Here is a 20,298-nt window from a genome sequence, read left to right on the forward strand (position 1 = left end):
GCCGTCTCTGTCCGTGTGTTCCGTGGTGATTACCTCATCGCACCTGCCGCGCGTACGGCGCGACGGTGATCCGGTCGATCAGCGGAGCGTGGCGGGAGCGGAGCAGCACGCCGGGGAAGGTGTCCGAGGCGTAGGTGGTGCCGTCAAAGTTGGGCTGTTCCTCGGAGCGGAAGGTGATCGTGTTCTGCCCCTTCTTGAGGTGGACCGGGACGGTCAGCTCCCAGAAGTTGTTCTGGTGGAAGCTGTGCGGGAAGCCGACGCGCCGCTCCTCGCCGCCGTTGACGGTGATGTCGGCGTGGCGGGCGAGCGGGTCCGGGTTGTAGTGGGTGGCTTCCGACTGCTCCGGGTTGGAGTAGCGGATCCGCAGCGCGTACAGGCCGCTCCGGTCGGCCTTCACGGTGAAGGTCGCCGTGTTGCCGTTGCCCGGGTCGCCGCCGATGCCGGTGATCGCCGTACCGCCGGTGGCCAGGGAGAGCGGGGTGAGCGTGGCCGAGCCCGCGAGTTCGGCGTCCTGTGCCTCGTACGTACGCGCCGGGAGCGCGCCCCGGGTGGGCGTGACCGTGATGCGGTCGACGAGGGTGGCGGACGACCCCCCGGTCACCGTCACCTTGTTGACGCCGCCCGACAGGGAGACCGCCACGCCGCGCTTGCCGTTGGTCACGTGCAGGACCTGCTGCCCGTTGACGGAGAGGCGGGCGTTCGCGCCGCCGAGGGTGTCCACCTTGAGCGTGGCCTCGCGGTCGGCGGGGGAGTAGACCCAGAACGTGGCGGTCCCCTTCTTCGGGAGCCGGACCGCGCCCGATCCGGTGGCGGGGGTCCTGGTGTGCCTCGGCAGGTCGTAGACGGGCCGCGCGCCGCCGTCCAGCCAGGCCAGCTCGCCCTCGTACACCTGGGTGTCGGCCGAAGCCTCCGGGAGGGAGAGCGTGAGCCGGTCGATGATGGCGTCGCCCTTGGTGGCGCGCTCGCCGTCGAGGCTCTTCGCGGCGAGCGTGATGGTGTGCCTGCCCTTCGTGAGCTGCACCTTGGTGTCGGTGTGGTCCCACACCACCCACTTGTAGCCCAGCGGCAGATACAGCTGCTGCTCGCTGTCCGCCGTGCCGTCCACCCGCAGGAAGACGTTGGTAGGGCCCTGTTCCCTCACCTTGTCGAAGGTGTTGAGGGAGTTGGCGAAGACGCTCAGGTCGTAGGTGCCGTCCTCGGGCACGTCCACGGTGAAGTCGAGCGTGACGTCGGAGCCGGTGCGCAGGCCGCCCACGTTGTAGCCGCCGGACGTGTAGAACTTCGACACGTCGCGCGGCGAGCCCTCCGGGCCGTTCTTCGAGTAGCCGGAACCGGTGTGCGCGGCGTCCTCCGCCTCGTAGGAGCCCTGCCAGCGCACGGGCGGTGACTGCGTGCCCTCCGCCTTCCCGGCCGGGCTGAGGACGATCTCGTACGCCGAGGACTCCTTCAGCGTCGGCAGCCCCCCGTCGCCGAAGTCGACGACGACCGTGCCGTCGTCACCGACCTTCAGGTTCGTCTCCGTGAGCAGCTTCGGGCCGGAGTTGTCGCCCACCTGCCCGCTCCACTCGATCTCGCGCACCCAGGCGTGCACCCGGTCCCCGAAGACCTTCTTCGGGACCCCCGCGAAGGTGATGTGGCCCTTGCCGGTGGACCCGCCGAAGATCAGCCGGGCCTGCTTCTTCTTCTCGTCGAGCGTGGCCACGCCCTGCATGGTGTAGTTCTCGCCCGGGAACGGCGGGGTCACCCGCACCGTGTGCCCGCTCATCGAGGCGTACGAGTTGAGCAGCCACCACTGGCCGTTGCCGCGGCCCGACTGCACCGCCGAGTCGGAGAGGTTCCCGTCGATGTTCCAGTACGCGATGTCGGCGTCCACCTTGGACTCCTCGATCGCGGACACCCACTGGATCATCTGGCCGGGGACGGAGGTGTGGTAGTTGAAGGCGTACTCGTTGATGTTGACGGGCAGTTGGGTGCCTTCACGGTCGGTGCCCCGGAACAGCTCCTTCTCCCACGCCCGGTACTTGGCGACGCTCTCGCGCACCGCCTCCGGGTGGCTCAGCTCGTGCCAGGTGATGACGTCCGGGAGGGTGCCGGCGGCCAGGGTGTGCGTGAGGAAGCCCTTCACCTGGTCGTAGAGGATGCTGGTGTTGGGGCCCGCGATGCGGGCGTCCGGCATCTTGCCCTTGATGAGCCGGTAGAAGTCGTCCCAGGCGGCGAAGTAGTCGTCCGGGTCGTTCAGCCAGCTGACCTTGTTGTAGCTCCACTGGCCGGTGCCGAACATGTTGCCCTCGGGCTCGTTGAACGGCACGAACACGATGTTGTCCTGGTACTGCTTGGGCAGCTGCAGGACCTGGTCGACCTGCCCCGCGATCTTCTCCCGGTAGAGCTTCAGCTTCTCCTCGGGGGTGTCGCCCGGCCACTGGTACGGGAAGCCGCGGTGGATGTCGGTCATGTAGATGTACACGTCACCGTCGGTGGAGTCGGCCAGCGGCTTGACCACCTCCAGCGCGTCGGCACCCGGGTGCTGCGGACCGTCCTGCGCCTTCGTGGAGACGGTGCGCAGGCCCATGCCCTCGATGAGGTTGTTGGTGGGCACGTCCGGTCCGTACAGGCCGTAGAGGGTGCCGGAGGCGCCGCCGTGGAACGCGCCGGTGTCCGAGCCGAGGTCGACGGTGAGCTGCCCCTCGCGGACCACGGTGACCGTCGCCTGCACGGCGCGCCCGGCCGCGGTGCCCGCCACCGCGAAGGTCCCCGGCCGGGCGTACTTCTCGGGTGGTACGGCGTCCCAGGTGATCGGCGTGTCCCGGTCGTAGCCGTCCGAGAAGGACGAGCGGACGGCGGCCGGGAGGGCCGGGGCGGTCCCGGTGGTCGTACGGACCTCGAAGGACGTCTTCGACAGCTCCTGGACGGTCGGCACGGTCTCGACCGTACCGGCCACCTGCTCGGCGCTCAGCGCCGCGTGCCACACGGTGAAGTCGTCGATCGCGCCCTTGAGCAGCGGGTCCGGCCAGAAGGACTTGCCGAGGTAACCGGCGGCCGTGGCCGAACCGTCCAGCAGTTCGCTGGCCTTGATGCCGGTCGCGGCGGAGGAGACCGCCACGCCGTCGAGGTAGGTGGTGAGCCGGCCGGCGGCGGTGTCGAGGGTGACGGTCACCGTCCGCCATTCGTCCGCGGGAAGCATCGCGTAGCCGCGGACCTGCGCCTCCGCCCCGCCCCCGCCGGTGGTCACGGACGTCTGGAACAGCCCGCTGTTGTTGTACGGGGTGGCGAAGAGGTACTTGGTGGTGTTGGTGCCCAGGTCGAAGATCCGCTGCCAGGAGGCTGTGGCGCCGCTCCACTTCACGCGCGCGGAGACCGTCAGGTCGGCGGTGTCGCCGAGGACTTCGCGCGGCAGACGGACGTACGCGCCGTCGGAGGTGGGCGCACCGCCGGGCAGGGCGAGCGCCTTGCCTCCGTCGGTGCCCGCGACGGACTGGGCGGTGGAGCCGTTCACCAGGCTCGCCGTCAGGCCGTTGCCGGAACTGTCGGTGATCCTGCCGGAGGCGAGGTCGTCCTGGTCGAAGGTGTAACGGGCGGCGGGCCGGGGCGTGTCGGCCGCCTGTGCGGGGGCGGCCGGAGCGGCCAGCAGGCCCGCGCCGAGAGTCAGGGCCACGGCGGCCGGGGCTCGGCGCCGGGCGGATCTGTCAGCGGATGGCATGGATGTGTCCTCGTCTCGAACTCGCGAAGTCTCGAACCGATTCGGTTGGGGGCGGTTGCCCTGGCGTGGGGTTCTTCTTGAGATGCAAGGGACGACCGGTTCTGCGCTCCGAGGCGCGCGGGGCGGGCGTTCGGCTGCCGGAAGGATCAGCTCGTCGAACCGGTTCGGCGAAGCTAGCACCGGGAGACCCGACCATCAATCCCTCCGGAGCGAGCATCTCGCTGCCATTTGAGCGGGTTGGGAAGTGGTGTTCAGAGTATTGACAGCCGTTCGCGTGCTTCCTAGGTTCACTTCACGCGAACCGGTTCGACGACCGGCCGGAGCTCTTCCTCCACACCTCGCAAGGAGTTGCCGTGAACATCGGTGAGATCGCCCGGCGGGCCGGTGTCTCGCGGAGCACCGTGTCCTACGCGCTGAGCGGCAAACGCCCGGTGTCGCAGGACACGCGCCGGAGGATCCAGCAGGTCGTCGACGAGTTGGGCTACCGGCCCAGCGCCAGTGCGCGCGCCCTGGCCAACGGCCGGACCAGCACCCTCGGCCTGGTCTTCCCACCGGCCGGGAACCACTACACGGGGATGCAGCTGGACTTCATCGGCAGCGTGGTGGAGGCCGCCGCGGTCTACGACTACGACGTGCTGCTGTCCCCCAGTGGCGTGGACAGCGACCGCTCCTTCCAGCGGCTGCTGGGGGAGCGGCGGGTCGACGGGGCGATCCTGATGGAGATCAGGCTGGCGGACGACCGGGTGGACCATCTGGCCGCTGTGGACTTCCCCTCCGTCGCCATCGGCCGTACCGCGCATCCCGAGGGCGGCTGGTGGGTCGGCCTGGACCACACCGCGCTGGCGGCGGCGTGCGTCCACCATCTCGCGGACCTCGGCCACCGCAGGGTCGCCTTCGTGAACCGTCCCGAACAGCTGCTGCGCGCCGGGTACGAGTCGGCGCACCGCGGCCTGGACGGTTTCACCAAGGCCGCGGCCGAGCGCGGACTGACGGTCCGGACGTACTGCTGCGGGGACGACGCCGCCTCGGGGCAGAACTGTGTGGAACGGATCCTGTACGACGACCCGGCCACCACGGCCCTGGTCACGCTGAACGAGGCCGCTCTGGGCGGCCTCTACCGGGGGCTGGCCAAGGCCGGCCGCCATGTGCCGCGCGACTTCTCCGTCACCGGGATCGTGGCCAGCCGCTGGGCGGAGACGGTGACCCCGCAGCTGACGGCGGCCGACGTACCGGCGGCGGACATGGGCCGTCTCGCCGTCGATCTGCTGGTGGAGCGGCTCGACCATCCCGACGCGCCGCCCCGGCACCATCTCCTCACGCCCCCCATCTCCCTGCGGGCCAGCACCGGGCCCGTGGGCACCACCCCCGGCACCGACACCGCACCCTGACCGCCCCCGTCTCCCCTCTTCACCGCCCGCAGGCCCGAACCGCACGTCGGCAGTCTCGGCGTGCCCGCCCCCAGTACCCCACGGCCTCGGCACCCGCATGCCGGAAACAAAAAGGACCCACCGATGAACAGTTCCTCCAGACGCCGCCGCCTGACCGCCGCCGCCCTGACCGCCCTCACCGTCGCCACCACTGCCACCGCCTGCGGCTCCGGCTCGGCAGGCACCGGAACGAACGCGGCGGACGACGGCACCTACACCGTCTGGGACCCCTACCCGCAGTTCGCCAAGGGCTCGGCGTGGGTGAAGCTGCTGGACGCCTGCGGCAGCAAGGCCGGCGTGAAGGTCGAGCGGACCGGCTTCGACACCAGCGACCTGGCCAACAAGACCCTGCTCGCGGCCCAGCAGGGCAACTCCCCGGACGTCCTCGTCGTCGACAACCCCGTGGTGTCGACCCTGGCCGAGGCGGGCGTGCTCACCACCACCGACGACAACCAGCTCGACACCTCGAAGGTGGACCCCAACCTCCTCGCGGCCGGCCAGTCGGGCGGCAAGACCTACGGCACCCCGATCGGCGCCAACACCCTCGCCCTCTACTACAACAAGAAGGTCCTGGAGGAGGCCGGGGTGGACATCGCCTCGGTCAAGGACTGGACGTCGCTGACGGCGGCCCTCGCGAAGGTGAAGGCGGCGGGCAAGAAGGGCATCACCTTCTCCGCGATCGGTACGGAGGAGGGCACGTTCCAGTTCCTGCCGTGGTTCTGGGGCGCGGGCGCCGAGCTGACCGCCCTCGACTCGGCCCAGGCCGCCTCGGCCCTGTCGCTGTGGAAGGACTGGCTGAAGCGGGGATACGCCCCCAACTCGGTGCTCAACAACACCCAGACCACCAGCTGGCAGGAGTTCGCGACCGGCGACTACGCCTTCGCCGAGAACGGCACCTGGCAACTCGCCAACGCCGAGAAGGCGGGCTTCGACTACGGCGTCCTGCCCATCCCGGCCGCCGACGGAGGCGACGCCGCCGCCCCGACCGGCGGGGAGTTCGTCACCCTCCCGGTCCAGGACGACACCGGCCGCTACGCCACCTCACGGAAGCTGGCGGCCTGCCTGACCAGCACCCAGAACCTGTACGACACCGACACCACCCTGTCGTACGTGGCTCCCATCGGTGAGGTCCAGGACAAGCAGGTGGCGGCGAACCCCAAGCTGAAGCCGTGGGTCGACGCGGTCAAGGCGGCCAAGGGGCGCACCAGCGACGACCTGGGCACCAAGTACCCCAGGATCTCCGAGCAGTTGTGGAAGGCCGTCCAGTCCGCCCTCAGCGGCTCGAAGTCCCCGAAGGACGCGCTCGCCTCCGCTCAGGCGGCGGTCAAGTGACGTGGCTCCGATGAGACAGCGGCCCCATCCGCAGTGGGCCGCCTGGGCCTTCCTCGCCCCGGTGACCCTCTACCTCGCCCTCTTCTACGCCTATCCGCTCTACCGCAACCTCGACCTGAGCCTGCGCAACTACACCGTCCGCTCCTTCGTCCAGGGCGACGCGCCGTTCACGGGCCTGCACAACTACCGGACCGTCTTCGACGACCCCACCTTCGCCCCCGCCCTGCTCCACACCGTGGTGTTCACCGCCGTGTGTCTGGTCTTCCAGTACGCCATCGGCCTGGCGCTCGCGGTCTTCTTCAACCAGCACTTCCGGCTCTCCGCGACCCTGCGCGCCCTGTTCCTGGTGCCCTGGCTGCTGCCGCTGATCGTGTCGGCCTCCACCTGGTCCTGGATGCTCAACAGCGAGTCGGGCGTCGTCAACGCCGCGCTGCACGCCGTCGGCATCGACCCGGTGAACTGGCTGACCTCGCCGTCCTGGTCGCTGACCTCGGTGATCATCGCCAACATCTGGATCGGCGTGCCGTTCAACCTGGTCGTGCTCTACAGCGGCCTGCAGTCCATCCCGGCCGGCCTGTACGAGGCCGCCGCCCTTGACGGGGCGGGTGCCTGGCGCCGGTTCTGGAGCATCACCTTCCCGCTGCTGCGCCCGGTGTCCGCGATCACCCTGCTGCTGGGCCTGGTCTACACGCTCAAGGTCTTCGACATCATCTGGATCATGACCAAGGGCGGCCCGGCGGAGTCGTCCACCACCTTCGCCACCTGGTCCTACCAGCTCGGCTTCGGCAACCTGCTGCCCGCCTTCGGCCCGGGCGCGGCCGTCGGGAACCTGCTCGTGGTCGCCGCCCTGGTCTTCGGCCTGGTGTACGTCCGGGTGCAGAGAAAGCAGGCACTGTCATGAGCCGAAGCGGCAAGCGCACGGGGTGGAAGACGGCCGTTGGTCTGCTGCTGACCGGGATCATGCTCTTCCCGGTCTACTGGATGCTGAACGTGTCCTTCACCCGCGACCAGGACATGCGCAAGAGCCCGCCCGACCTGTTCCCCGTCCACGGCACCCTGGCCGGCTACCGCACCGTCCTCGACGAGCAGTTGCCGTACCTCGGCACCAGCCTCGTCATCGGCCTCGGCACCGTCGTGCTGACCGTGGCCCTGTCCGCCCCCGCCGGATACGCCCTGGCCAAGCTGCGCCCGCGTGGCGGCGGCCTGCTCGGCTTCGTCCTGCTGGCCGCCCAGATGATCCCCGGCATCATCATGGCGATGGGCTTCTACGCCATCTACCTCCAGCTCGGCCTGCTCCAGTCCGTCCCCGGCCTGATCGTCGCCGACTCCACCCTGGCCGTCCCCTTCGCGGTGCTCATCTTCACCGCCTTCATGTCCGGCATCCCCGGCGAACTGCTCCAGGCGGCCAGGACGGACGGCGCCGGGCCGCTGCGGACCTTCTGGTCGATCGTCCTGCCGATGAGCCGCAACGCCGTCGTCACGGTGTCCCTGTTCGCGTTCCTGTGGTCCTGGTCCGACTTCGTCTTCGCCAGCACCCTGGTCAACGGCGGCGCCCACGAACCGATCACCCTCGGCATCTACCACTACATCGGCAACAACAACCAGGAGTGGAACGCCATCATGGCCACCGCCGTCGTGGCCTCGCTGCCGACGGCGGTCATCCTCGTCCTCGCCCAGCGCTACGTCGCCGCCGGCGTGACCGCCGGTGCCGTCAAGGACTGAGTTCCCTTCCCTCTGTTCGAGTCCTGTGCTCGAGAAACGAGTCGCGCTTCATGACCGCCGCCCTTCCCGGCCCGGCCTTCTCCGTCCACGACATCCCGTTCAGCACGCACGGATCCTGGTTCGACGTCTCACCCGTGGTGGCGGAGAAGACGTACGCCGAGGACCTCCACCTCGTCTCGCACCAGAACGGCATGCACGCCGTCCTGCGTCTCGTACCGCTCGACGCCACGACGGGCGAGCGGGCGGAGACCCGGGTGGAGGCGACACCGAGCCTGCTGAGCTGGATCGGCGCGGCCGGCCGAGTCGACCTCGCCTACGAGTCGCCGGACACGGTACGCCTGCGCGGCGCGGGGCTGTCCCTGCGGGTCTGCGCGGCGGCCCCGACGCTGACCCCGTTCAGCGGCACCTACTTCTTCCACGACGCGGTTGCCGAAGCGTACGTGTTCACCTCGTACGAGACCGGACGCCGCTACCGCGTCACCGTGCTCTGCGGAACGGTGGCCGATTCGTTCGGCAGCCAGGCCCTCGGCCGCGCCGACCGCGGCCTCACCCTCGCCGCCGACACGGACGGGTCCTGGGAGATCGCGGTCGAGGAACTCGACACCGCCCGTCCGCCCTACACGTCGACGGCCGTCTTCGGCAAGATCGTCGAGGCCGCGCGGACCTCCTTCGCGGACTTCGCCGACACGGTGGCCCCCTGGCGCTCGTCCGCCACCCCGGCCGCCGAGCTCGCCGCCTACGTCCTGTGGTCCGCGACCGTACGCCCCGCGGGGCTGGTCACCCGGCCCGCCGTACTCATGTCCAAGCACTGGATGGACAAGGTCTGGAGCTGGGACCACTGCTTCAACGCCCTGGCCCTGGCGCCAGGAGCCCCCGAACTGGCCTGGGACCAGTACCACCTGCCCTTCGACCACCAGGACGAGACCGGGGCGCTGCCCGACTCGGTCACCCACTCCGAGGTTCTCCACAACTTCGTCAAGCCGCCCATCCACGGCTGGGCGTTCGGTCACCTGCGCCGCCGGCTGGCCACGCCTCCGGACCGGGCGCAACTGGCCGAGACGTACGACCGGCTGAAACGCTGGACGGACTTCTGGCTCACCGCACGGCGCGCCCCCGGCGCCGCACTGCCCCACTACCAGCACGGCAACGACAGCGGCTGGGACAACGCCACCACCTTCGACCCCGAACGCGTCGTCGTCACCGCGGACCTGGCCGCCTTCCTCGTCCTGCAGCTCCGCGAACTCGCCGAGCTGGCCGAGCACTTGGACAGACCGGACGAGGCCCGCCAGTGGACGCGAGCGGCCGGGACGACCCAGGCGGCGGTGCTCGACCACCTCTGGACCGGTGACCGCTTCGTCGCCCGCGGAGTCGCCGGCGGGGACACCTGGCACACATCGAGCCTGCTCGACCTGATGCCCATCGTGCTGGGCGAGCACCTGCCGGACGACGTCAGCGGCGTCCTGGCCGCCCGCGTCGAGGCCCATCTGACCCCGCACGGCCTGGCCACCGAACTGCCGACCTCGCCGCACTACCTCCCCGACGGCTACTGGCGCGGCCCGATCTGGGCCCCCGCCACGGTCCTCATCGAGGACGGCCTGCGCCGCAGCGGCCACCACCGACTGGCGGACGAGATCAGCGCCCGCTTCCGCGCCCTGTGCGAGACCCACGGCTTCGCCGAGAACTTCGACGCCCTGACCGGAACGGGCCTGCGCGACCGCGCCTACACCTGGACCGCCAGCGGCTACCTCCTCCTCGCCGAGGCACACGCGCGCCGAGCCGGCCACTGATTGCCCACCCCCTCCCGCCCATGGCGCGCGATGGGTGCACGAGCCGCGCCGGACGGGCTGAGGGAGAATGAGAGGGCGGCGTCCTGGCGCGCTGAAGGCGGTGGGAATCATGGTGCTGCCCTTGGTCGTGGGTGTCGACGGCTCGGAGCCCAGCCTCGACGCCGTCGACTGGGCCGCGGACGAGGCGGCCCGCCACGGTCTCCCGCTGCGGATCGTCCACGCCTCGCTGTGGGAGCGGTACGAGGGTGCGGCCCTGGAGGACACCCCCGGGGCCGAGCCGGATGTGGTGACCGAGCACGAGCTCGCCGTGAGTGTCGTGGCGGGAGCGGCCCAGCGTGCCCGGCAGCGCGCGCCGACGCTGAGGATCAGCACCGACGTGGTGCCGCAGGATGCCGTGTCGGCACTGCTGCACGAGGCGCGCCTCGCCCGTGCCGTCGTGACCGGGGTACGGGGCAGGGGCCCGATCAGGGAGCTCCTGCTCGGCTCGGTCAGTCTCTCCCTGGCGGCCCGGGCCCCCTGTCCGGTCGTCGTCGTCCGCGGCCGGGCGGAGAACAGACAGGCCGCCAACGGACGCATCGTCGTGGGCGTCGGCGACGCCACAGCCCCGGCAGCGGTCCGCTGTGCCTTCCGGGAGGGCGCGGCGCGCGGGTGCGAGATCGAGGCCGTACGGGCCTGGCGTCGCCCGGCGCACAGGCCCGCGCCGCACCCGCTGCTGACCGGGGATCCCGCCCATGCCGAGGAGGCCCGTGCCTCGGTTGTGCTCGACGAGGCATTGGAGGGCGTCGCCAAGGAGTACCCCGGCGTGATCGTGCACCGCGCGCTGGTCGAGGGCTCCGCACGCCATGCCCTGGTGGCCCGGTCGTCGGCGGCCGACCTCCTGGTCATCGGGGCCCATCGGCGTCGCGGCCACCTCGGTCCGCAGCTCGGCCTGGTGGGACACACGGTGCTGCACCACTCCGAGTGTCCGGTGGCGGTGGTTCCGCAGCAGGAGTGACATCGGCGCTGTCCGCGTCGGGCATCGAGGCCCTGCTGGGCAGCACGTGTCGGCGTCTCGGGCCGCTGAACTCTCGTCAGGGCAGGAGAGGCCCCGTGGTGACAGGGAGGACTGCGCCGCCGGCGATGCCGAGGGCGAGGGAGACCATTGCGGCGGTGTAGGCCGTGGCGGCGGCCCAGCGGCCGAGGACAGCCTGGGCATGGGCAGGTGCGGGACCGGTGGTGGTGAAGAGAGGGCCGAGCCAGCGCAGGTAGTAGAAGAGGGAGGCGACGGTGTTGGCGACGGCGAGGGCGGCGAGCCAGGCGTAGCCGCCGTCGACGGCGGCGCTGAAGATCTCCAGTTTGCCGAGGAAGACGCCGGTGGGTGGGGTGCCGACGAGGCCGAGCAGGCAGACGACGAGGACGGCGGCGAGGCCGGGGTGACGGCGGGCGAGGCCGCGGTAGTCGTCGAGGGTGCGGGCGTGCGGGAGTTCGGTGACGACGGCGAAGGCGGCGAGGTTGGTGGCGGCGTAGGCGGCGAGGTAGAACAGCAGGCTCTGTTGGGCGAGGTCGGTGCGGGTGGCGACGGCCAGGGCCATGAGCAGGTAGCCGACCTGGCTGATGGTGGAGTACGCGAGCAGGCGTTTGACGGAGGTCTGGAAGAACGCGGCCAGGTTGCCCAGCGTCATGGTGACGGCGGCGATGACGGCGAGGAGCAGGGGCCAGTTGACGTCGCTGTCGGGCAGGGCCTGGTGCAGCAGGCGGTAACCGGCGATCAGCCCGCCGATCTTGGGCAGGGTGGTGACGTAGGCGGCGACGGGGGTGGGGGCGCCGTCGGTGACGTCGGGGACCCAGAAGTGCGCGGGGACCGCTCCGGCCTTGAACAGCAGCCCGGCCAGGACGCCGACGAGTCCTACGGCGACCAGTCCGTAGGCGGCGGAGGGCAGCGCGCTGTGCAGTTCGCGGTAGAGGGTGGCGTGGCCTGCCGCGTAGAGGAGGGCGGTGCCGGCGAGCATGATGGTGCCGAGCAGGACGCCCATCAGGTAGTACTTCAGGGCGGCTTCGGTGCCGCGTTCGTCCTTGGCGAAGGCGGCGAGCGCGTAGGCGGGGATGCTCGCGAGCAGGTAGGCGGCGAACAGCGTCAGCAGATCGTTGGCGCCGATCAATGCGAGGGTGCCCGCCCCGGTGAGCAGGAGCAGCACCCAGTACTCGGTTTCCCGTCGGTGGCCGCGGACGGTTTCCACGGACATGCCGGTGATCAGCAGCAGGGCGCCGAGGACGGTCAGGCGGCCCATGCCGGTGGCGGTGTCGACGGCGAAGGCGTGATGGAAGACGGTCTGTTCGCGGTCGGTGACCATGGTGATGCCGGTGGCGATCAGTCCGGTCACGCAGGCGGTGGCCGCCAGGACAGCGATGGTCCACTGGCGGCGGCGGGGCAGCCAGGAACCGGCGAGCAGGCCGATGACGGCGGCGCCGAGCAGGGCGAGTTCGGGGATGAGCGCGGCGAGGTTCTCGTTCATCGGGTCACCAGTCCGATCACCGTGCGGCTGGCGGGTTCGATGACGTCCAGCAGCCAGCGCGGCATGACGCCGATCACCAGCGCGACCGCCAGCAGCGCCACGGTGGGGACGGTTTCTGTGCCTTTCAGGTCGCTGATGCCTCCCGTGGGGATGGTCCGCGGCAGACGTGGGACGCCCAGGAACATCGAGCGCATGGCGCGCAGGAACAGGGCGGCGGTGATCAGGATGCCGGTCAGGGCGATGGCGGTGGCGATCGTCTGGGAGGCCAGGGAGCCGGTGAAGATCTGGAACTCGGCGATGAACCCGGAGAAACCGGGGATGCCCAGGCTCGCGAAGGCCGCGACGGCCGTGAGGCCGGCGAAGCGCGGGGTGTGCGCGGCGAGCCCCGAGTAGGCGTCGATCGCGTAGGTCCGCCCCCGGTCGTAGAGCATGCCGGACAGCAGGAACAGGGCGCCGGTGATCAGGCCGTGGCTGACCATCTGGGTGACGGCACCGGTGACCGCGAGGGAGCGGGCCTGGGCGTCGGTGCCGGCGAGGGTTCCGGCGGCACCGACGGCGAGGACGATGTAGCCCATGTGGTTGACCGAGGTGTAGGCGATCATCCGCTTGAAGTCGGTCTGCGCCAGGGCGACCAGGGCGCCGTACACGACGGATACGGCGCCGATGACGACGATGACCAGGGCGTACTGGCGCCAGCTGCCCGGCAGCAGCGGCATGGCGATGCGGACGAACCCGTAGGTGCCCATCTTCAGCAGGATCCCGGCGAGGATCGCCGAGCCGGCGGCGGGGGCGTCGGTGTGGGCGGGCGGCAGCCAGGTGTGGAACGGCACCGTCGGGGTCTTGACCGCCAGCCCGACGCCGATCGCGAGGAGCACCAGGCCGGCGTACAGGCCGCGACCGGCGAGCGGGTTGCCGCGGGTCAGGTCGACGAGGTCGAAGGTGTGGGGGTCGGCGGCGAGGTACAGGCCGATGAAGCCGAGCAGCAGGGCGAGGGAGCCGACGAAGGTGTAGAGGAAGAACTTCAGCGCCGCCGCCCGGGCGCGCTCGCCGTGGCCCCAACCGGCGATGACGAAGAACATGCCGACGATCGACAGGTCGAAGAAGACGAAGAACAGGATCAGGTCGAGGGCGACGAACAGGCCGAGGCTGACCGTCTGCAGGAACAGGAACAGGCACACGTAACTGCGCACCCGCCGCCCCTCCTTCAGCGAGTACACGGCGACGGCCAGGAACAGCAGGCAGGTCAGCGCGACCAGGGGCAGGGACAGGCCGTCGACGCCGACGTGGTAGCCCACCCCGGCGTTGGGGATCCACCGCACCCGCTGCTGGTACTGGATCCCCTCCCCTGGGTCGAAGCCGGTCCAGACGGCGACGACCAGGGCGAGGTCGACGGTGGCGGTGGCGATCCACACACAGATGTACGCCCGGTCGGGGAGCGTGCGGGGCCAGAGCAGCAGAACCGCGCAGACCAGCAGGGGCAGGAAGACAATGACAGTCAGCACAAGGGCTACCTCACCAGCAGCACGATCAGAATCAGCACGGCGAAGCCCACGGCGGCCTGGGCGTAGTACTGGTGCAGCAGTCCGGTCTGCGGACGGCGTGCCCACCGGCCCAGGCTCCGGGTGCCGGCGGCCACCGTCCCGACGGCGGCGTCGATGCCGCCGTCGTCCAGCCGCCCGGCGAGCCGGGCGGTGGCCAGCCCGCCGCGGGCGGCCTGCCGCACGGCACCGTCGACGACGCGGTCGTCGAAGACGGCCAGCGCCCGCGCCAGCCCCAGGACGGGCCGCACCACCACGGCGTGCGCGGCCCGCTCCAGACACAGCCACCCCCGCGTCCACCGCACCACCGGGCGCGGTACGGGCGCGGGGCGGGATCCCCACCACCAGGCCAGGCCCGCGGCGGCGAATGCGACACCGGCGGACAGGACCAGCTCCCACGGCTTGGGCGACGGCTCACCCACCGCGCCGACCAGTTGCTTCAGCCAGGACGCCGGTCCCGGCAGGGCCAGCACGCCCAGCACGGCCGCGACGAGGGTGAGGGCGAGCAGCGGGGCCGACATGGTGCGGGCGGTGCGCCGGGTGCCGTGGCGCTCGGTGTCGTACCCGGCTTCCCGATCGTCGGGCAGCGGCCGGGTGACGTACCACAGGGCCTTGACGCTGTAGACGGCGGCGACGGCGGCCGCCGCGAGTCCCACGGCGTACAAGGCGGTGCTCTCGGCGCGGGCGGTGGCGAGGACCTCGTCCTTGGCCGCCCACAGGGACAGCGGTGGCAGCCCGGCCAGCGTCAGCGCGCCGACGGCGAAGGCGGTGCCGACCAGCGGGTGGGTGCGGGCGGCGCCGCGCAGTGCGGGCAGTTGCTTGGTGCCGAGCGCGGTCAGCCAGGCCCCGGCAGCAAGGAAGAGCGCTGATTTGGTGGCGGCGTGCGCGACGAGCTGGGTGGTGCCCGCGGCGATGCCGCCGCTGCCGGCGGCCAGCACCATGAACCCGATCTGGGCGGACGTGGAGGCCGCGAGCAGCTGCTTCAGATCGCGCTGCGCGACGGCGACCACTCCGAGCGCGAGGGCGGTGACGGCGCCGGTCCAGGCGACCAGCGGGCCGCCCCAGCCGGTGGCGGCCGACAGCGGATGCAGGCGCAGCAGCAGGTAGGCGCCGGCGGCGACCATGGTCGCCGAGTGCAGCAGCGCCGAGACGGAACTGGGGCCCTGCATGGCCCGCGACAGCCAGAAGGAGAAGGGCAGCTGCGCCGACTTGCCCAGGGCGGCCACGACCACGCCCGCGGTGATCACATGCAGCCACGGCGAGGCGGCGTCCGGCAGGGCGCCCAGACGCAGGGAACCGGCGCCGCCGGCCATCGCCGCACCGGCGGCCAGGTACAGGCCGAGGTCGGCGGTGCGGGTGGTGAGGAAGGCGACGTCCGCCGCCCGTGCCCGCTCCGGCTGGTGCCACCAGTAGCCGATCAGCGCCCAGCTGGTGGCACCCATCACCTCCCAGGCCATCAGCAGCAGCGGCAGCGTGGTCGCGGTGACGGTGACCAGCATGGATCCGGCGAAGACCAGCATCAGCCCGAAGAACCGCCCCCGGTTCTCGTCCCGTCCGAACTCGCCCGCGGCGAAGGCGAGGACGGCGGTGGTGACCGCGGCCACGGTGACCACCATGACCGCGGACAGTCCGTCCACCGCCAGGCCCGCCCGCATCCCGGCGAACAGCGGCGCACTCGCGTGGGGCCGGGCCAGCGCGGCGGCGACGGCCACACCGAACGTTGCCACGGCCACGGTCACACCGAGAGCGGGAACCAGCCGGTTGCAGCGCGATCCCGTCAGCCCGAGGACCGTCCCCGCGCCGAGGGGGAGGGCGATCAGCAGCCAGATCATCGCGCTCATCCCTTGAGGTCCGCGGCCATGTCGGCCATGTCGACCTGGCGGGCGCGGTAGATCGCGGTGGTCACGGCGAAGCCCATGGCCATCTCCACCGCCATCGCGACCACGGCCGCCACGATCACCACCTGGCCGCTGGGCGCCGAAGGGGCGAGGAAGTGCCAGAAACCGGCGGCCGCGACGATGACCCCGCCGATCATCAGCTCGATCCCCATCATGATCATGACGATCGACTGCTGGGACAGCGCACCGAACAGGCCGACGCAGAACAGGCCCGCGGCGAGCACCAGGACGAGTTCGAACGTCATCGGCCCACGCCTCCGCCGACCGGATCCTTCGCGGGCCGCTGGTCGAGGTCGTCGCCGAAGCGGTCGTAGCGCCCCCGGTGGGTGGCCAGCACGGTGGCGGCCACCATGGTGGCCAGCAACACGAACCCGAGGACGACCATGGTCAGCATCTGCTCGGCCATCAGAGCCCTGCCCACCTGGAAGGTGGTGTCCCCGGGCCGGGACGCGGCCCGGTCCGGCCACGGCACCAGGAAGATCCCGGCGACCAGCGCGGCGAACACGGTGCCCGCGATGGCCAGCGCGCCGCGCTGGTTGTGCAGCATGGACATCGGCATCAGACCGGCCGGATTCATCATGTAGGCGATCATGAACACCGCCATGATCACCATCTCCATGACCATCATCAGCACGATCACCACGCCCAGATAGGGCAGGCCGAGGACAGTCGTCACACCTCCCACGCACACCAGGGACGCCAGCAGCGAGAAGGTGACCCGGGCCATCGAGTTCAGCGTGAACACCAGCACGCCGAAGACCAGGGCGAGCACACCCAGAACCACCAGCAGCACGGTGTCGGTCGCGCCCATGACGCGGTCCCTCCCTTTCCAGCGGTTGAGGTTCTAGCGGTTGAGGTTGACCAGGGCCGGAACCAGGGTCTGCACGATCGTGAGCGGGATGAGCACCACCCACGCGAACTCCACGTACCGGTCGGCGCGGACCACCGGCAGCCGCCGCAGCACCCACACCAGCAGACCGAGCACCAGCAGCGTCTTGACCAGCGACCACGCCCAGGCCGGCAAGCCCGGCCCGGCGCCGCCGCCCAGGAACAGCGGTACCGCCATGGCCGCACCCGAGGCGAGCCACAGCCACCGGCCGGCCTGCAGCAGCAGCCGGTCCACCCCGGACGTCTCGCCCAGCACACCGCCGGAGACGTCGCGACCGGCCGGATAGGCGAAGGGACCCAGAAAGCTGAACGCCAGCACACCGGCCAGGTAGGCGGCGAAGGCGACCGGCATCCACACCGCGTACCACAGCCCGTGCTGCGCGGCGGCGATGTCACCCACCCGCAGCGACTGCGCCCCGGTGGCGGCCGAGATCAGCGCGAACATCAGCGGCAGCTCGTAGGCCAGGCCCTGGGCGAGGAACCGATACCCGCCGACCAGGGAGAACGCGGAGTTGGGGCCCCAACCGGCCAGCCACAGCCCGGCCCAGGTCAGCACCTCCATGGCGTTGAACCACACCACCCCGACCGACAGGTCGGCGACGGCGTGGTGGCCGAAGGGGATGACCAGCGTGGACAGCACGGCGGCCACCGGCACGGTGACCACACCGGTCCGCCACAGCAGCCGGTCCGGGGCGGGCAACCGGCGTGGCTGCGTCACCAGCGCCCGCGGCACATCGAGAAACGGCCGCACCGCGGTGGCGAGACCGACCGGCCGTCCCGCGCCCCGGGCGTCCAGCACCGCATTCCCGGCCACCGCCAGCACCGCCGAGCCGAGCAGCAGTCCCGGGGCGGCCAGCAGCGTCCACCACGCCCCCGCCTCAATCACGCGCCACCTTCCCAGCGCGGACGGCCAGTTCGTCCGGGTCCGGGTCGAGACCGGCCACGATGAGGCGGGCCGCGGCCAGCTCGGCTCCTTCCAGCAACCCGGGCAGCAGTGCGATCAGGGCCGCCGACGGCGGGCGCTCGGCACTCCAGTGGCCACGCGGGCTCTCCTCCACCGCCGCATCCAGGGGCGCGGAGTCCTCCAGCCGCAGCAGGTCATGCCGGATGTCGGTGAGCCACTGCCGGTAGCGGGCCGTCACATCCCCGCCCGCCCGCGCCGCCGGACCACTCACCCCCGCCTCCCGCGCCTTCTGAACCGTCACCACGCCCAGGCCGCGCGTCAGCCACGCCAAGGTCCACGACCGGCCGACCCTGCGAGCGAGACGCTCCAGCCGCGGCGTGACCGCGGCACCGGGCGCGCCGGACAGCAGGTCGTCCCGCAGCCGACGGGCCGCCACCGCCTCGGCGGGCCAGCCCGCCACCGCCAGCAACCGGCCCAGGCTGTCCAGACGCGCTGCCGCGCGCCGGCGCACCGCCTCTCCCACGGGCACCGGCTCCCCAGCGGCCGCCCGCAGCCACGGCTGCACCCAGAACGGCTCAACTGCCCCGATGCCGACGGGCGTTGCCGGTTCGTCGAGGTCGGCCTGCTGGATGACATCGCCCTGCAGCACCAGTCGGATCGTCAGGCCTGTGGGCCAGTCGGCCAGGAACGGCCCCAGCGGCACATGCAGCTGATCCAGCGCCAGGCCGTCACGGTCCGCACCCTGCTCGGCCATCGGCAACCCGCCCGGCATCTCCATCTGCCCGCCGCCGTGACCGCCATCGCCGTGATCTGCCATGTCCTGGCCACCCTCGTGCTGGGCGTGCTCACCGTCGGGCCCGCCGTGGGCGTCATCCGCCGGGCCGTCCTCGCCATGCCCGCCGCCTGCACCGCCCCCACCCGGGTGGTTTCCCCGCGCGGGGCCGGGAGCCTTGCCATCACCCTCGTGCCGCTCCTGCGGGCCGTGCTCTCCCTCCTGGCGCCCGCCTGCCTCAGCCGGGGGCGCGGCCACCCCGTGCTGGACGGCCGGTGCACCGAGGAGGGCGCGGCCGGTGTCCAGCGCGGCCTCCACCTGATCGGCGCCGCGTGCGTGCACGCGGGCGCGCGGGGCGGGCAGGTCCTGCCACAGCCGCTCCAGCGCCCCCTGCAGGCCGGGGCAGTCGGGACCGGCCACGAGGAGGAGATCGGCCTCCGCCGGAGTGGGCACCTGTGGCCAGTCGCGCAGCCGCAGCAGCCGCTCGGCGGCCAGCCGTACCGCCGCCCCGCCCGGCACAGCCGCGAGCAGCACGCGCGGTCGCGCCGCGGTGGCGCGCAGGGCCAGGCCGGTCACGTCCATCGCAGCGCGCCCTCCCGCCACGCATAGACGACCCCGGCGACCAGGACGGCGAGGAAGACGAACATCTCGATCACCGCGCTCGGCCCCATGGCGGAGATCACGCGCGTCCACGGATACATGAAGACCATCTCCATGTCGAAGGCGAGGAAGATCATCGTCACCGTGTACCAGCGCACATGGAACCGGCTCACCGCGTGCTCCACCGGCTCCAGCCCCGACCCGAACGGCGCCGCGTCCAGGGCCTCCGAACGGATCCGCACCGCCCACGCCGCCCCGTACAGACCGGCGACAGCGAGCAGGACGACGCCGAACAGGGACAGCGCCGCCGTCGTACCGCTCATAGGTCCTCACCACCTCAGCCGGTGCCCGCCCGGCCGCACCCGCCCGGCCGGGACCCGGTCGTCTCGCGCCGCGCGCGCCGAGGTCTCACTCACCGACATGCGCTGTCTCCCTTCCCGGCCGTGACTGGAGCCGTGGGGTACCCCCGTAGGGGCACGAACAATCCAGCAGGGTGAACGGTGCCCCACCACGCGACGGCCACCGTTCACCCTGCTGGAGCAGGACGAACGGGCCGTATGTCACCCCAACGAACCGAGCAGGTCGTCACACGCCTGCTCGCAGCGACGGCACGCCTGAGCGCCGGTCCACCCGGTCCATCCGGCCCAGATCGGCCGGATGGGTGTCGAGCATGTCCTTGACGGCAGTGGTCATGGAGGTCCTCCATCGATGCCGGTGGGGTGAGGGATCGGATGTACAGGTAGCACCATCCGAAGTGCCGCAAACCGACGGCGTCCATGGCCGACTGCGCACGGGGGCTTGCGCGAGCGACTGCCCTGGCACAGTCCGCCGGGTCACGTCCCGTCGCGTGGGGTAGCCGGGCAGCGTTCCTTGCCCGCAGGCAATCCGCCCGCCAACGGTCCATCCGGACCGGCGCGGTCCGGATGGCTGGACTACTCGGCGGACGCCATGGCAACGCTTTCCGGAGGGGCGGTAGGGACGGGGCGCGGGGAAGGGCTGAAGGCGGGCCGTTCCCCGCGCCAATAGGAGTTCTGCTCGTATCTGCGGTGAGGGAGGCCGATGTGCTGAGGCTCACGCGTACCCCGCTCCCGACCTGCACAGGGCACGCCACGACCCCGCCGACGCGTCAGCCGGTGTCGACCTGCCCCTCGCGTCGGCCGGCGCCGAACTGGTCGACCTCGTCGACGCCGCGGCCGTCACCCTCGACGGCGACCGCCTCCCGCCCGGCGGACCGCCGCCAG

15 protein-coding genes are annotated in these 20,298 nt (G+C 71.5%); 6 read left to right on the forward strand and 9 right to left on the reverse strand.

Going from position 1 to position 20,298, the window contains the following annotated elements; genetic code table 11:
• Positions 1-34 precede the first annotated feature (34 nt).
• Positions 35-3,697: a LamG-like jellyroll fold domain-containing protein gene (locus tag KWI83_RS08545; protein ID WP_256361973.1), complete on the reverse strand. Its 3,663-nt coding sequence runs from the start codon at positions 3,695-3,697 to the stop codon at positions 35-37.
• A gap of 353 nt (positions 3,698-4,050) precedes the next feature.
• On the opposite strand from KWI83_RS08545, the gene KWI83_RS08550 reads away from it, so the two are divergent.
• The 6 genes from KWI83_RS08550 to KWI83_RS08575 all read left to right on the forward strand — a co-directional run bounded on the left by KWI83_RS08550 (position 4,051) and on the right by KWI83_RS08575 (position 10,959).
• Positions 4,051-5,085: a LacI family DNA-binding transcriptional regulator gene (locus KWI83_RS08550; protein WP_218513686.1), complete on the forward strand. Its 1,035-nt coding sequence runs from the start codon at positions 4,051-4,053 to the stop codon at positions 5,083-5,085.
• A 123-nt stretch (positions 5,086-5,208) separates the two neighbouring features.
• A complete protein-coding gene (locus KWI83_RS08555; protein WP_218513687.1) occupies positions 5,209-6,456 on the forward strand; it encodes an extracellular solute-binding protein in 1,248 nt (415 codons plus the stop codon).
• Between the two features lie 10 nt (positions 6,457-6,466).
• Positions 6,467-7,357, forward strand: a complete 891-nt coding sequence (locus KWI83_RS08560; RefSeq protein WP_218513688.1) for a carbohydrate ABC transporter permease — start codon at positions 6,467-6,469, stop codon at positions 7,355-7,357.
• The gene (locus KWI83_RS08565) at positions 7,354-8,178 is read left to right on the forward strand and encodes a carbohydrate ABC transporter permease (protein WP_218513689.1); all 825 of its coding nucleotides are present in this window, start codon (positions 7,354-7,356) and stop codon (positions 8,176-8,178) included. Before KWI83_RS08560 ends, KWI83_RS08565 begins: the two co-directional genes overlap by 4 nt.
• 50 nt (positions 8,179-8,228) lie before the next feature.
• Positions 8,229-9,965 (forward strand): amylo-alpha-1,6-glucosidase, encoded by a 1,737-nt coding sequence (locus tag KWI83_RS08570; protein ID WP_218513690.1) that lies wholly within the window; start codon positions 8,229-8,231, stop codon positions 9,963-9,965.
• Positions 9,966-10,074: 109 nt separating this feature from the next.
• Positions 10,075-10,959, forward strand: coding sequence for a universal stress protein (locus KWI83_RS08575; RefSeq protein ID WP_218513691.1), 885 nt, complete (start codon positions 10,075-10,077; stop codon positions 10,957-10,959).
• Positions 10,960-11,035: 76 nt separating this feature from the next.
• Here the strand turns inward: KWI83_RS08575 and KWI83_RS08580 are convergent, their stop codons facing one another.
• Genes KWI83_RS08580 through KWI83_RS08615 form a run of 8 tightly spaced genes read right to left on the reverse strand, consistent with a single transcriptional unit; the run spans position 11,036 to position 19,380 of the window.
• Positions 11,036-12,457 (reverse strand): NADH-quinone oxidoreductase subunit N, encoded by a 1,422-nt coding sequence (locus KWI83_RS08580; RefSeq protein ID WP_218513692.1) that lies wholly within the window; start codon positions 12,455-12,457, stop codon positions 11,036-11,038.
• Positions 12,454-13,959 carry a NuoM family protein gene (locus tag KWI83_RS08585; RefSeq protein ID WP_218513693.1) on the reverse strand — a complete coding sequence of 502 codons (1,506 nt, stop codon included), beginning with the start codon at positions 13,957-13,959 and terminating at the stop codon, positions 12,454-12,456. The genes KWI83_RS08580 and KWI83_RS08585 overlap by 4 nt, the downstream gene beginning before the upstream one ends.
• Positions 13,960-13,964: 5 nt before the next feature.
• Positions 13,965-15,836: an NADH-quinone oxidoreductase subunit L gene (locus tag KWI83_RS08590; RefSeq protein ID WP_218513694.1), complete on the reverse strand. Its 1,872-nt coding sequence runs from the start codon at positions 15,834-15,836 to the stop codon at positions 13,965-13,967.
• A complete protein-coding gene (locus KWI83_RS08595) occupies positions 15,833-16,138 on the reverse strand; it encodes an NADH-quinone oxidoreductase subunit K (RefSeq protein WP_218513695.1) in 306 nt (101 codons plus the stop codon). The genes KWI83_RS08590 and KWI83_RS08595 overlap by 4 nt, the downstream gene beginning before the upstream one ends.
• A complete protein-coding gene (locus KWI83_RS08600; protein ID WP_218513696.1) occupies positions 16,135-16,704 on the reverse strand; it encodes an NADH-quinone oxidoreductase subunit J in 570 nt (189 codons plus the stop codon). Before KWI83_RS08600 ends, KWI83_RS08595 begins: the two co-directional genes overlap by 4 nt.
• A 33-nt stretch (positions 16,705-16,737) precedes the next feature.
• Positions 16,738-17,667 carry an NADH-quinone oxidoreductase subunit H gene (locus KWI83_RS08605; RefSeq protein WP_218513697.1) on the reverse strand — a complete coding sequence of 310 codons (930 nt, stop codon included), beginning with the start codon at positions 17,665-17,667 and terminating at the stop codon, positions 16,738-16,740.
• A complete protein-coding gene (locus tag KWI83_RS08610) occupies positions 17,660-19,039 on the reverse strand; it encodes a hypothetical protein (RefSeq protein ID WP_218513698.1) in 1,380 nt (459 codons plus the stop codon). Before KWI83_RS08610 ends, KWI83_RS08605 begins: the two co-directional genes overlap by 8 nt.
• A complete protein-coding gene (locus KWI83_RS08615; RefSeq protein ID WP_218513699.1) occupies positions 19,030-19,380 on the reverse strand; it encodes an NADH-quinone oxidoreductase subunit A in 351 nt (116 codons plus the stop codon). The genes KWI83_RS08610 and KWI83_RS08615 overlap by 10 nt, the downstream gene beginning before the upstream one ends.
• Positions 19,381-20,298: the final 918 nt, after the last annotated feature.

The sequence above is a fragment of the Streptomyces sp. TRM70350 genome (genome assembly GCF_019219825.1).
GTDB lineage: Bacteria > Actinomycetota > Actinomycetes > Streptomycetales > Streptomycetaceae > Streptomyces.

Excerpts from the sequence above, each read along its gene's own strand:
- KWI83_RS08595 (WP_218513695.1), bottom strand. The coding sequence starts at position 16,138 with ATGACGTTCGAACTCGTCCTGGTGCTCGCCGCGGGCCTGTTCTGCGTC.
- KWI83_RS08580 (WP_218513692.1), bottom strand. The coding sequence starts at position 12,457 with ATGAACGAGAACCTCGCCGCGCTCATCCCCGAACTCGCCCTGCTCGGC.
- KWI83_RS08600 (WP_218513696.1), bottom strand. The coding sequence starts at position 16,704 with ATGGGCGCGACCGACACCGTGCTGCTGGTGGTTCTGGGTGTGCTCGCC.
- KWI83_RS08610 (WP_218513698.1), bottom strand. The coding sequence starts at position 19,039 with ATGGACGTGACCGGCCTGGCCCTGCGCGCCACCGCGGCGCGACCGCGC.
- KWI83_RS08555 (WP_218513687.1), top strand. The coding sequence starts at position 5,209 with ATGAACAGTTCCTCCAGACGCCGCCGCCTGACCGCCGCCGCCCTGACC.
- KWI83_RS08575 (WP_218513691.1), top strand. The coding sequence starts at position 10,075 with ATGGTGCTGCCCTTGGTCGTGGGTGTCGACGGCTCGGAGCCCAGCCTC.
- KWI83_RS08590 (WP_218513694.1), bottom strand. The coding sequence starts at position 15,836 with ATGAGCGCGATGATCTGGCTGCTGATCGCCCTCCCCCTCGGCGCGGGG.
- KWI83_RS08565 (WP_218513689.1), top strand. The coding sequence starts at position 7,354 with ATGAGCCGAAGCGGCAAGCGCACGGGGTGGAAGACGGCCGTTGGTCTG.
- KWI83_RS08570 (WP_218513690.1), top strand. The coding sequence starts at position 8,229 with ATGACCGCCGCCCTTCCCGGCCCGGCCTTCTCCGTCCACGACATCCCG.
- KWI83_RS08615 (WP_218513699.1), bottom strand. The coding sequence starts at position 19,380 with ATGAGCGGTACGACGGCGGCGCTGTCCCTGTTCGGCGTCGTCCTGCTC.
- KWI83_RS08560 (WP_218513688.1), top strand. The coding sequence starts at position 6,467 with ATGAGACAGCGGCCCCATCCGCAGTGGGCCGCCTGGGCCTTCCTCGCC.
- KWI83_RS08545 (WP_256361973.1), bottom strand. The coding sequence starts at position 3,697 with ATGCCATCCGCTGACAGATCCGCCCGGCGCCGAGCCCCGGCCGCCGTG.